Annotated in this window: 12 protein-coding genes; 9 read left to right on the top strand and 3 right to left on the bottom strand. The window is 47.7% G+C overall.

Annotation, left to right across the window (positions count from 1 at the left end; translation table 11 throughout):
• Positions 1-105: 105 nt before the first annotated feature.
• The gene (locus MKY95_RS22985; RefSeq protein WP_017687407.1) at positions 106-411 is read right to left on the bottom strand and encodes a rhodanese-like domain-containing protein; all 306 of its coding nucleotides are present in this window, start codon (positions 409-411) and stop codon (positions 106-108) included.
• A gap of 105 nt (positions 412-516) precedes the next feature.
• On the opposite strand from MKY95_RS22985, the gene aroA reads away from it, so the two are divergent.
• The 4 genes from aroA (at position 517) to ptsP (ending at position 6,140) form a co-directional block, all read left to right on the top strand.
• Positions 517-1,812, top strand: coding sequence for a 3-phosphoshikimate 1-carboxyvinyltransferase (gene aroA, locus MKY95_RS22980; RefSeq protein ID WP_076328048.1), 1,296 nt, complete (start codon positions 517-519; stop codon positions 1,810-1,812).
• 59 nt (positions 1,813-1,871) lie between these two features.
• Positions 1,872-2,306, top strand: a complete 435-nt coding sequence (locus MKY95_RS22975) for a CoA-binding protein (protein ID WP_017687409.1) — start codon at positions 1,872-1,874, stop codon at positions 2,304-2,306.
• 196 nt (positions 2,307-2,502) lie between these two features.
• Entirely contained in the window at positions 2,503-4,383 is a 1,881-nt protein-coding gene (locus MKY95_RS22970; RefSeq protein ID WP_339194519.1) for a glucose PTS transporter subunit IIA, read from the top strand.
• Positions 4,380-6,140, top strand: coding sequence for a phosphoenolpyruvate--protein phosphotransferase (gene ptsP / locus MKY95_RS22965; RefSeq protein ID WP_036674873.1), 1,761 nt, complete (start codon positions 4,380-4,382; stop codon positions 6,138-6,140). The genes MKY95_RS22970 and ptsP overlap by 4 nt, the downstream gene beginning before the upstream one ends.
• A 120-nt stretch (positions 6,141-6,260) precedes the next feature.
• Here ptsP and MKY95_RS22960 read toward each other — a convergent pair whose 3' ends face one another.
• A complete protein-coding gene (locus tag MKY95_RS22960) occupies positions 6,261-6,785 on the bottom strand; it encodes a type 1 glutamine amidotransferase domain-containing protein (protein ID WP_076328047.1) in 525 nt (174 codons plus the stop codon).
• Between the two features lie 186 nt (positions 6,786-6,971).
• Here MKY95_RS22960 and MKY95_RS22955 point away from each other — a divergent pair, with 186 nt between their 5' ends.
• The 4 genes from MKY95_RS22955 (at position 6,972) to MKY95_RS22940 (ending at position 9,870) form a co-directional block, all read left to right on the top strand.
• Positions 6,972-7,475, top strand: coding sequence for a hypothetical protein (locus tag MKY95_RS22955; protein WP_179086481.1), 504 nt, complete (start codon positions 6,972-6,974; stop codon positions 7,473-7,475).
• Between the two features lie 122 nt (positions 7,476-7,597).
• Positions 7,598-7,945, top strand: coding sequence for a bacillithiol system redox-active protein YtxJ (ytxJ, locus tag MKY95_RS22950; RefSeq protein ID WP_036674876.1), 348 nt, complete (start codon positions 7,598-7,600; stop codon positions 7,943-7,945).
• A gap of 92 nt (positions 7,946-8,037) precedes the next feature.
• A complete protein-coding gene (gene ccpA / locus MKY95_RS22945; RefSeq protein WP_036674877.1) occupies positions 8,038-9,051 on the top strand; it encodes a catabolite control protein A in 1,014 nt (337 codons plus the stop codon).
• A gap of 123 nt (positions 9,052-9,174) precedes the next feature.
• Entirely contained in the window at positions 9,175-9,870 is a 696-nt protein-coding gene (locus MKY95_RS22940; protein WP_076328045.1) for a 5'-methylthioadenosine/adenosylhomocysteine nucleosidase, read from the top strand.
• Positions 9,871-10,005: 135 nt separating this feature from the next.
• On the opposite strand, the gene MKY95_RS22935 is transcribed toward MKY95_RS22940, so the two are convergent.
• Positions 10,006-10,638 (bottom strand): GNAT family N-acetyltransferase, encoded by a 633-nt coding sequence (locus tag MKY95_RS22935; RefSeq protein ID WP_076328044.1) that lies wholly within the window; start codon positions 10,636-10,638, stop codon positions 10,006-10,008.
• 298 nt (positions 10,639-10,936) lie between these two features.
• Between MKY95_RS22935 and acsA the strand changes: the two genes are divergently transcribed.
• Positions 10,937-12,661 carry an acetate--CoA ligase gene (gene acsA / locus MKY95_RS22930; RefSeq protein ID WP_076328043.1) on the top strand — a complete coding sequence of 575 codons (1,725 nt, stop codon included), beginning with the start codon at positions 10,937-10,939 and terminating at the stop codon, positions 12,659-12,661.
• The last annotated feature ends 196 nt before the right edge of the window (positions 12,662-12,857 follow it).

The raw sequence follows: 12,857 nt of genomic DNA, 5'->3' as shown, positions 1-12,857 counted from the left end.
GGTGGTGGCAGATATAACAAAACGGGCCATATAGGCCCGTTTCTAGGAGTGGAGCAGAGCTGAGGTCACAAGGTTACAAATGACTTCGCTTCTCTCCGAGCTTCTCTAGTCTTCCTGTTGCCACTGAAGCATACCGCCGACCATGTTTGTACAGCCTTCATATCCCAGTTGCTGCAGATATTCACATGCACGCTCACTGCGGTAACCGCTACGACAGATGATCACGATCTCGCCTGATTTCTCAATCTCAGACAGACGGTCCGGAATCTGTCCAAGCGGAATATGCTTGGCTCCTTCGATCATGCCTTGCGCGACTTCATCGTCCTCACGGACGTCTATCATCTGCAACTTCTCTCCCGCCTGTAAACGGCGGCGCAGCTCAGACGTTTCAATTTCAGCTATTTGTGTCATATTCAGGTCCTCTTTTCTGTATGGACTTAACGCTATAATGATACCCAAGCGATGCACGGAATGTCAATTTGGCCACAATATAATCAATGAAGGAGAATTTCATCCATGGACGTTATTGTTAAACCAACCCCCACTCTGAACGGGGAAATCGGGGCTCTGTCCTCTAAAAACTACACGACTCGCTATTTGCTGGCTGCTGCGCTGGCAGAAGGCACAAGTACTATTCATTTCCCGGCACACAGTGAAGACAGTGACGCCATGCGCAGATGTATTCGCGATCTGGGGGCAGTACTTGAAGAAGACGACAGCAAGATTGTGATCCAGGGTTTTGGCAGTCATCCCCGTGATGTGCGTGAATTGAATGTTGGGAATGCGGGTGCTGTACTTCGTTTCCTGATGGGCGTTACAGCCCTCTGCCCTGAAGTTACTTTTGTGAATACGTACCCGGATTCGCTGGGCAAACGTCCACATGATGACCTGATCGATGCGCTTAGTCAATTGGGTGTAGATGTACAGCATGAACAAGGACGCCTGCCGATTACAATCAAGGGTGGCAATGCCAAGGGTGGACACATTCGTGTATCCGGCTCCGTCAGCTCCCAATATCTGAGTGCGTTGTTGTTTGTAACTCCGTTGCTTGCAGAAGACAGCACCATTGAAGTACTGAATGACCTGAAGTCCAAGGTCGTTATCGGACAGACCCTGGAAGTGCTGGAGCAGGCAGGTATCGTTATCCATGCAAGTGATGATTACATGTCCTTCCGTGTACCAGGTGGACAGGCTTACCAGCCGACGACCTACACGGTTCAAGGGGACTACCCGGGTTCAGCAGCGGTTCTTGCCGCAGCAGCGGTTACACAGTCTGATGTGAAAATTCTGCGCCTGATGGAGCAGAGCAAACAGGGTGAACGTGCCATCGTTGACGTGCTGCGCATGATGGAAGTGCCATTGACACATGAGAACGATGTTGTACACGTTCAAGGTAATGGCAGACTGAAAGCGATCGAATTCGACGGGGATGCCGCCACGGACGCCGTTTTGGCTATGGTAGCCGCAGCTGTGTTTGCGGAAGGCACGTCACGGTTCTATAATGTAGAGAACCTGCGTTACAAGGAATGTGACCGAATCACCGATTACTTGAACGAACTGCGGAAGGCAGGAGCGAACGTTGAAGAGCGTCAAGCTGAGATTATCGTACATGGACGTCCAGAAGGCGTTGAAGGCGGCGTTGAGATTAACGCTCATTACGATCATCGCGTAATTATGGCGCTCACTGTTGTTGGTCTGCGTTCCAAGGAGCCGCTTCGTATTCGGGATGCACACCATGTAGCCAAGTCTTATCCGCAATATTTCGATCATTTGCAGGCGCTTGGCGCCTCGGTTCAATGGGTAAAAGAGTAAATAACTGAAAACCTATTTTTTGAACACGCACTTTAATCAGAAAAGGATGGTGCTTGAACATGGAATTTAACAACCCTACTCGTGAAGAAATTGGACAACTTTTGCGCAAGGCAGGCAACATCGCAGTCGTCGGCTTATCAGACAAATCAGATCGCACTTCCTATATGGTGGCAGAAGCCATGCAGAGCAGAGGTTATCGCATCATCCCGGTTAATCCACAGGTGCAAGGTGAAATCCTTGGCGAGACGGTATATGCCACACTCGCGGATATTCCAGAGCCGGTAGACATTGTCAATGTGTTTCGTCGCGAAGAGTTTTGCGCGGATGTCGCTCGTGACGCCGCTGCCATCAAAGCAAATGTGCTGTGGCTGCAGCTTGGCATCCATAGTGATGAAGCGGTCCAGATTGCTGCAGAGAACGGCATGACAGCGGTAACGAATCGTTGTATCAAGGTAGAGGATTCCATCGTTCTGCGCGGCGCTGGACGCGGCTGAGAGGCTCGTTCACCTGTGATCGAATGATCTCTTGATCTGAACCAATTGAATGATTATAGGATGAATCCCGTTAACTTGAAGTTGACGGGATTTTTTCTGTTCTATTTTTGCCGTATTAATTACCAATTGGTTACTGTTTTGCTTTGACAAAACGTTGCGTAAAGCTTACCATCTAGGATAGAAAGGAGAGGTCGCCATGAATTGGCTCGGATCCTTGCAGCAGCTCGGACGAGCGGTAATGCTGCCTACAATGGTCCTGCCCGCCGCCGCAATTTTGCTCAGTGTTGGCAGTCTGCCTTGGGACGCCTGGGGATTGGATATTGTCGGTGAAGTGTCTACCGTGGCCGGACACGGTATTTTTTATTTCTTACCGTATCTGTTCGCTGTCGGTGTAGCACTGGGACTCTCCAACCAGGCCGGACAAGCGGGACTTGCTGCTCTGGCTGGTATCGTGATATATGATCAGGTGACTCGGAACTTCGGGGATGGCACCGTTCAGCCCGCTTCCTTAATCGGAATCATACTCGGCGCGCTTGCCGGTGGGATGCATAATCGGTTTAAAAGCATTAAACTGCCTGAAATTTTACAATTTTTTGGAGGTTCAAGGTTTGTTTTGCTCATTGTCGGACTCTGTTCGGCATTGTTCTCCTGTTTTATGTTATGGCTCGCTCCGATCCTACAGCATGGATTGAACGGCATTGCTACCTGGGAATACAGTCTCGGGGGTTTTGGACTATTCATCTACGGGGTGTTATACAGGGTGCTGGTTGCTTTTGGGCTTCATCACCTGCTTAACAATGTGTTTTGGTTCCAGTTAGGGACGTTTGAAACGCCTGATGGTAACATTGTGCAAGGGGATTTGCCCCGATTTTTTGCAGGTGATCCAACAGCAGGATTCTTTATGGCAGGTTTGTTTCCCATCATGATGTTTGCCATTCCGGCAATAGCCTTTGCTATTATTCAGGAAGCCAGGGAAGATCTGAAACCAAAGATCAAGAAAACTTTTCTGACATCGGCACTCGTTTGTTTTCTAACCGGGGTATCGGAACAGATTGAGTTTGCTTTTTTGTTCGCGGCACCATATCTGTTCATCGTGCATGCAGTGATGTCCGGCGTTGCCATGTGGATTAGTTACTGGCTTGATATCCGGCATGGATTTTCTTACTCCGCAGGTATTATTGATTACATACTCAATTTCCATCTATCGGAGAATGCTTGGAAGCTCATTCCGATTGGCATACTATATGGGCTGGTTTACTACTTTCTGTTCCGATGGGCGATTCGTACGTTCAAGATTCCAACACCAGGACGTGAAGAGGGCTCCATGCTGGAAGATTGGGTAGGTAACATTCCTTATCAGGCACCTTTAATCCTCGAAGCATTGGGTGGGAAGAGTAACATTGTACAGGTTGAAGCATGTATTACACGTCTTCGTCTGACTGTGCATGATGACCGCCTGATCGACACGGGTGCCATGAAGAGTATGGGGTCCGCTGGACTGATCAAGCTGGGTGGCGGTAACGTACAGGTGGTATTCGGGACCTACTCGGAATTGATTCGGGAAGAAATCGCGAAGCTGCTGGAAAGAGATCTGCAACAGGTTCTGTTCTGTGCCCCCGTTCAGGGCAAAATGCTCCCGATTGAAGAGGTGCCGGATCAGATCTTTGCAGCCAAGCTTGTCGGTGATGGTGTAGCCTTTGTCCCGGAAAAGGGAGAGCTGGTCTCACCCGTGTACGGAACGATTATGCACTTGTACCCGACCATGCATGCCTTGGGTATATCTACCCGTGAGGGGCTTGAAGTGTTGCTGCATATCGGCATCGATACCTCTCAGTTGAAAGGCCATTTTGAAGCTTTTGTTCAGGAGGGCGATACGGTGGAGCCGGGGCAGTTGTTGATCAAGTTTGATCTGGCAGTACTCCGCGAGCAAGCGGCGTCACTAACAACACCAATGGTAATTACGAATCCAGATCGTGTAAAATCGTGGAGTTTTGCTCCATTTAAGCAAATTAAGAAAGGTCAGGCATCCGTTATGTCCGTGGTGCTCTATGACAGGAACGTTGGAGGGGTAGAATGAAGATACAAGGCATCAACGGAGCTGCAGGCATAGCCATCGGCAAAGCATTTGTCCTGCCCAGTTGGGAATGGGATCTGCCGGATCAGAAGATGGATTCGGTGGATCTCGCCCAAGAGTTCGAACGGCTGTATGAGGGCATACGGACATCAAAGGATGAGATCGAATATATTAAAAATGAGTTCAAGGAAGTTGTTGGTCCAGAGGAGTCCAGTATCTTTGATGCACATCTGGCAATCCTGGAAGATCCGGTATTCATGAACGAAATTCGCGGCATTATTGAGCGTCAATATAAGGCAGCAGAAGTGGCGGTCAAAGAAGCCATAGACCATTTTGTCACGATGTTTGATTTGCTGGAAGACGAGTATATGAAGGAGCGGGCCATTGACATCAAGGATGTGGGTAACCGTCTGCTCAAGCATTTGCTCGGTGCACCGGAGATTACACTTCCTTCGGATACCCAGCCGTATGTACTCGTTGCCAAAGAACTGTCGCCATCTCAACTAGCGCATCTGAATCCGACCCATGTGTTAGGGATCGTGACCTTGATTGGTGGGAAAACATCACATTCTGCGATTATGGCTCGTGCCCTTGGCATTCCTCTCGTTTCCGGTCTGGAAGCGAGTCTTGGCATGCCGGTAGAGACAGGGGATATGCTTGTGGTGGATGGTGACAATGGCTTGGTATTTACGGACCCGGATCGCAAGACCATTGAACGGTATACCATGCTTCGCAGCAAGCAACTGAAGAAAAAGGAACAACTTCAAGTCCTTGCTACCGTGGATGCTGTAACCAAAGATGGGGCCGTTTTGCACTTGGCTTCCAATATCAGTTCGGTGAAGGAATTGGACCTTGCTTTGAAACAAGGAGCCAAAGGTGTGGGCTTGTTCCGAACAGAGTTTTTGTATATGGACCGTGCTACGTTCCCGGGTGAGCAAGAACAGTATGAGGTATATCGTCTTGTGGCAGAGAAAACAGCAGGACAATCTGTTGTTATTCGTACACTGGATATCGGTGGTGACAAGCAACTCGATTATTTTGAATTGCCGGAGGAAGACAATCCGTTTCTGGGGTACCGTGCCATTCGGATTAGTCTCGACCGCAAGGATCTGTTCAAAACACAGCTTACAGCCATCTTGCGTGCCAGTGCGGCCGGAAATGTCAAAATCATGTACCCGATGATCTCTTCGGTGGAAGAACTTCAACAGGCCAATGAGATTCTCCGTGAGGCGATGTCTGATCTGGACGAGCGGGGATTATCATACGATCCTCACATTCAGGTGGGAATTATGATCGAAGTTCCTGCAGCGGTGATGATTGCTGATCTGCTCGCAGAGGAAGCTGATTTCTTCAGTATTGGTACGAACGATCTGGTTCAATATGTACTTGCAGTAGATCGAATGAATGAGCAGATTGCTCATATGTATCACCCCTATCATCCGGCTGTTCTGCGGATGCTTCGTGCGACAGCAGATGCGGCTCATACGGCTGGAATTGATGTCAGTGTGTGCGGAGAGATGGCAGGGGACGAACGTGCCATTCCGCTTTGGTTGGAGCTTGGCATTCGCCACTTGAGTATGTCTCCACAATCCTTGTTACGTGTGAAGCACAGAGTGCTGAACACAACAGCATCGACCGCCAAAGAAGAAGCGCGAAAGTGCTTCGCCTTACGGACCAGCGGAGATATTGAGGAGCGACTGCAAGTCTTTAATGACTCCACGGGAAGTCCGGATGAACAAAGTGGTTCGAACGCATCGTAATTAGGATAACTGGATATAAATACCTTTAAGTTAATATATTTACATTTGTGATAATTATTTGTTGGAAACCTTGTTATATAAAATAACCCCACTGTGCATGAGAGCACAATGGGGTTATTTTTACTTGTCAGCGAGTGCATCACAGAATGCCTTGCCATAAGGGGGAAGGTCAGGCGGGCGACGAGCTGAGATGATATGTCCATCAACAACAACGGCTTCATCTTTCCAGATAGCACCTGCATTTTCCATGTCATCCCGAATGCCTGGTGTAGAGGTTACTGTAACCCCGTCCAGAATTTTGGCAGAAATCAGCACCCAGCCCGCATGACAGATCTGTCCAATCGGTTTCCGGTCTGCATTCATTTCCTTTACAAGCTCCAGTATTTTGGGATAACGACGCAGCTTGTCTGGTGCCCAGCCGCCTGGCACGAGAATGCCATCGTAATCTGAACTGTCGAGTTCATCGAAACTGTATTCGGCTTCAGCAGGCACACCATATTTGCCAATATAGGTTTTTCCTTTTTTCTCTCCAGCAAGATGCACTTCTGCACCTTCTTCACGAACCCGATGTACAGGGTACCACAATTCCAAATCCTCGAATTCTTCATCGACCAGAGCGATGACTTTTTTGCCGGTTAATCTCATGTCCATCTCTCCTTTTTGTGGTGATTAGGTCTGTTGCGTCTTTAATTGTAACAGATTCTCCAAGGGACTTCATGGAAGTGCATATTCAGTTTGGAGGAAGCGATTACAAGTCAGTAACTGCCTGCATTCGACAACCTTCATCTGGAGGGAGTGGTAATTTGTGCAACCTTTCGTTTATAGCAGGATTTGAGCAGAAATAGGTCGAATGGTACTTATATAGAGTATAGAACGAATGAGGTGATGGTGGTGCGCAAGTCGTGCAGATGTGGACATGTAATGGAGTTGGAATTAAGAACAGTGGTGTACGCCAAAAAAGTGGAGATTCGAAACGTACCCGTATTTGCGTGTACAGACTGTGTATCATATGAAGTGCTTCCGCCGGTCAAGCCGGACTTAACAGAATGCATTAACACATTGGGTGAACAGCCCGTGAAGCAAGACGTATCTTTTGGTGAACGTAATGAACTGGCAGACCTGTTTCATGAGTTACTGCTGGCCTGGCCGGATGCGACCGATCGGGAGATGGAACATCGTATGCAGCAAGCAGTGGAGGAGCGTATCAATCTGCTGCTGGACATTATGGGTTACGCAACGAAGTCTGGTGATGCAGCGTGGATGGAGACCACGGAGCGTAGATTAAGTCAATTATCCGGATTTGTGTGGCAGGAGTACTTCTCAAATGCTGTCTAATTTTGACGTGTAAAATGCTTGTTTTCATGAAAATTGGCTTTTTCGCGCACTTTTTGTTAAGATATCGAAGAGTGAAAACGCTCAACATAGCGGTATTCCTGGTAAAGGGGGATGTATATCTAATGGCTGACATGACTAAAATGACAAGTATTGAACAGCTAAACTCCGCAGTGGAGGCTACCAAGGATCAACCCTTGCTTCTGTTTAAGCATAGCACGCGCTGTCCGATCAGCTCAAACGCTTATCAGGAGATGAACGATTATTTGCTTAACAATGCCAATGAACAAGTGAAATATGGCATTATCTATGTTGTGGAAGATCGCCCGGTATCCAATGAAGCAGCAGACAAGCTGGGTGTTAAGCACGAATCTCCACAGGCGATCCTGATTAAAAAGGGAATTCCTGTATGGCATACTTCCCATTCAGATATTACTAGAACCACACTTACGAATGTTTTGAGTGAGTCCTAAAGCCTATTTTAATTGATTAATGCAAAAATTTGTCGTAATATAAATCTTAATGAAAATGGTATGAAAATTTACTGGTAATGGAGAGAAGTACTGTGACGGTAACCATTTATGATGTGGCACGTGAAGCTGGAGTGTCTATGGCAACGGTATCACGGGTAGTTAATAATAACCCTAATGTCAAACCGCAAACGCGGAAAAAAGTATATGAAGCCATCGAGCGGTTGGGATATCGTCCGAATGCGGTAGCCAGAGGTCTGGCAAGCAAGAAGACAACCACGGTCGGGGTTGTTATTCCGGATATTTCGAACTCAACCTTCGCGGAGATTGCCCGCGGAATTGAAGATATTGCGAATATGTATCACTACAATATTATTTTGTGTAATGCAGATAAGAAGAAAGAAAAAGAAATTCGTGTTATCAACACGTTGCTCGAAAAACAAGTAGACGGACTGCTCTTCATGGGCGGAACAGTAACGGACGAACACATTCAGGCGTTCCAGTCTGCGGCTGTGCCGATTGTACTTTGTGCAACAAGTGATGAGAAGGGCACATTCCCTTCGGTGGATATTGACCATGAGTCGGCTGCGTTTGATGCGGTAAACACCCTGATTCGTCATGGACACAAGGAAATTGCGATGATCAGTGGTACACTGCAAGATCCGGCGAATGGATATGCCCGTTTCCAAGGTTACAAAAAAGCACTGGAAGCAGCGGGGATTGAATACCAGGAGGATCTTGTTCGAATCGGTAACTATCGATATGAATCCGGTGTGGAAGCAATGAAATATTTCCTTGGACTCAAGAAAAAACCATCAGCTATCTTTGCTGCTACCGATGAAATGGCCATTGGTGCCATTCACAGCATTCAGGATGACGGTCTGAAAGTACCGGATGACTTCTCCATTATTAGTGTGGATAACATCCGTATGGCTTCCATGGTGCGTCCTCAGTTGACAACAGTGGCTCAGCCAATGTACGACCTTGGCGCAGTAGCGATGCGTTTGCTGACCAAGTTGATGAAGAAAGAAAATGTGGAGAACCCACGGGTTATTTTGCCGCATGAAACGATTCTTCGTCTGTCTGTAAGTCATGCAGATGTAGTTTAATCGGGATTATATACAGTAAGGGAGAAGTCATTGTTCTCTCTACATAGTGGATATGCGAAAGCTCCGGAGACGGAGCTTTTGTGCTGAATGAGGTTAAAAGTGAAAACAGGAGGTATTCGGAAGATGCGTGAAACGATTGGGATTATCGGAGCGATGGATGAGGAAGTCGAGCTTCTGCTGGCAGGCATGAAGCAGCTTGAGACGGTCAAACAAACCGGGATTACATACATTGCAGGCGAGTGGCTGGGCAAGCAAATTGTTGTGTGCAAATCCGGCGTAGGTAAAGTAAATGCAGCGGTTACAACGCAGATCTTGATTGATCGTTTTCAGGTTAATCGGATTATCTTCACAGGTGTTGCGGGTGCAGTTAACCCGGAGTTGAACATTGGAGATATGGTTATATCGTCTGTATGTGTTCAGCACGACATGGATGTAACGCCACTGGGGTTTGCACGCGGGGTTATTCCTTACCAGGAGACATCTGCATTCCCTGCCGAGGCTTCGCTTATTACACTGGCTGAAGAAGCGTGTAAAGCTCAGGGAGCCAATTATCTGGTCGGTAAAGTGTTATCTGGAGACCAATTTATTGCGAATAAAGATACGGTTAACATGTTATATACTGAAATGGACGGTGCATGTGCCGAGATGGAAGGGGCAGCAGTTGCCCAGGTCTGTTACATGAATCGAGTACCGTTTGTTGTCCTGCGTGGGATGTCAGATAAAGCGGATGGTTCTGCGCATGTTAACTTTGCTGAATTTACCGTGGAATCTTCTCAGCGTTCACACCGTATTGTGGAGCATATGTTAGAAAATATGTAATGGCATAAATTACGATTGCAATGCCAACCCAAAATCAATGAAAAACCGCCTTTTGATTAGCTGTTCCATGAAGTATGGAGCAACGCTGCGAGAGGCGGTTTTTGTTATGTATATCGTTTGGAACAGATCATTGCATTAGTACATAAACCGGTGGCGGAAACGCACACGATCAAACTGTTCTTCCGATGTTATGGGTACATGACTTCCGATTCGTACCATCAAACAGTTCGCAGGATGTGAACAGATTTCGGGGTCGTCTGTTGCATACCAGGTCATGTCGATCGTTTGCATCAGCCTCTCCATCATTTTGCGATAATCCCATACGTTTAGTCCGCTGCCCTTCAGATCCCAATGCCAATAATATTCTGTCGTGAAAATAATGTAGTTCTCCATGTGTTTATCTTCCAGAGCTGTGAGCAACATCTCACGTCCAATGCCAAGCGAGCGATAGTTGTCCGCAACCTCAATTGCCCCAAGCTCAATCAGATCAGTCATGTTGCCCTCGGACCAGCGTTCACACTCATCCGCATAGTGAAAGGTTACATAGCCGATAATGGTTTCATTTTCGTGTGCAATGATAATTCGCCCTTCAGGCAATGCTGCGATCTCGGCCAGAGCTTCCTGCTGCTCCGTTGGGCGCCGAAAGGCATCCAGATCTGGATGGAAGGCAAGACGGGTTATCTCCTCGGCTTGCACGGGGCCTTCAACAGTAATTCGGTGGCCGGACTTGAAGATGGAACGCATATGATGTTCTTTGATATGTTCCATGGTTCATGCTCCTCTCTTTCCTACTTTTAGAGGTTGTTCTTCAAAAAGAACGCTATAGCAAAAATCCAAAAAATTGAAAAGCCATAGACGACAATTGAAAAGATTTGCTATAATTGCGTAGACAAAAAATGTTCACAATTCAATACAGTATAGTTAACATCTGTTTGGCCGAGCAAGTACATGATGAGAAGTTCTCTCTACTAATGTAAGCGCTAACTGGAAGTTCAGTCAACACAAAGGCAATGAGAAGTGACCCCTAACGGGAATCGAAATGTCGAGTTGAAGGAGGCTGGCAAGCATGAGTCAAGCACATGGTGAGATGCTGCAAACGGTTGTGTCTGAATCTAATCTGGGCGATTACACGGAGGCGAGAAGCCGGTTCGATTGGGAATCGGTGGAAAGGCACTTTACGTGGCACGCCAGCGGAAAAGTAAACATGGCGCATGAAGCGATTGATCGTCATGTACTGGAAGGAAGGGGCGGGAAAACCGCTTTATTGTATAGCGATGCTTCACGCGAAGAGTCCTATACTTTTGCTGATCTGAGTGAACAGTCGAGTCGGTTCGGGAACGTTCTCCGCAAATATGGCATAGTCAAAGGGGAACGGGTGTTTATTTTTATGCCTCGAAGTCCTGAGCTGTATTTTAGTCTCCTGGGCATATTGAAAGCTGGAGCCATCGCGGGCCCGTTGTTCGAAGCTTTTATGGAAACGGCTGTGAAGGATCGGCTGGAGGATAGCGGAGCAGTAGCGCTCGTCACCACTCCGGAATTGCTAAAACGCATCAAACGTTCCGAATTGCCCGAGCTCAAACATATATTTATTGTGGGTGGGGGCGCGCAGACTGAGGAAGGACTCATCGATTTTGATGCAGAGATGTCAGCCGCTTCGGATGAGATGGAAGTAGAGTGGCTGAATCGTGAGGATGGTTTGCTTATTCACTATACCTCAGGCTCTACGGGTAAACCCAAAGGGGTGTACCATGTTCAAAATGCTATGATTCAGCACTATTATACAGGTAAGGTTGTCTTGGATTTACGCGAGGATGATGTATACTGGTGCACTGCTGACCCTGGTTGGGTGACAGGCACTTCTTACGGTATCTTTGCTCCATGGCTCAACGGAGTGACCAATGTGATACGGGGTGGTCGTTTCAGTCCTCAAGATTGGTACAGCACCATCCAGAAGAACAAAGTCACGATCTGGTACAGTGCACCAACGGCCTTTCGTATGCTGATGGGAGCGGGAGAAGAGACCATTGCCCAGCATGATCTGAGCAGTCTGCGTCATGTCATGTCTGTTGGTGAACCGCTCAATCCGGAGGTTGTTCGTTGGGGATGGAAAGCCTATGGTCAGCGGATTCATGATACATGGTGGATGACGGAAACAGGTGCACAGCTAATCTGTAACTATCCCGGAATGCCGATTAAGCCTGGCTCCATGGGACGTCCGTTGCCTGGAATCGAAGCAGCGATTATTGATGATCGCGGGCAGGAATTACCGCCGTACAGTATGGGTAATCTGGCCATACGGGCACCTTGGCCATCCATGATGGCGAAGATCTGGAATAACCCGGTGAAATACGAGGAGTATTTCAGGCTTACGGGTTGGTATGTATCCGGTGATTCCGCTTATATGGATGAAGAAGGATATTTCTGGTTCCAGGGACGTATTGATGATGTGATTAATTCGTCAGGCGAGCGTATTGGCCCCTTTGAGGTCGAGAGCAAGCTCGTGGAGCATCCTGCGGTAGCAGAGGCGGGTGTAATCGGTAAGCCGGATGTGACACGTGGGGAGATCATCAAGGCCTTTGTGGCGCTTCGTGAAGGATATGAGGCGACACCGGAGCTGAAAGAAGAGATCTATCGTTTTGTCAAAGAGGGCCTGTCTGCCCACGCTGCTCCGCGTGAGATTGAGTTCAAGGATAAACTGCCCAAGACACGTTCCGGCAAGATCATGCGCCGTGTGCTGAAGGCCTGGGAGCTTGATCTGCCAACAGGAGATCTATCCACCATTGAAGACTAACGCGATAATGCTAGGATCATCAATGTGGTGCTATCGATACCGATACATTGAGTAGTGGGGAGAAGTTAATACTCTACGAAGCCAAATACAGTGACTCTACCCATTAAAATGGATTGTAAAAGCCTGCTTTATGCCAATGGCATGAAGCAGGCTTTTTGGCTGCTGTAAATACAAATAAAAAGCCGCACACTCAGAT

The organism is Paenibacillus sp. FSL P4-0176, from assembly GCF_037975265.1.
Classification (GTDB): Bacteria; Bacillota; Bacilli; order Paenibacillales; family Paenibacillaceae; genus Paenibacillus; species Paenibacillus amylolyticus.
The sequence above is the reverse complement of the archived record's forward strand: the minus strand, read 5'-3'. Positions and strand labels throughout refer to the sequence as shown.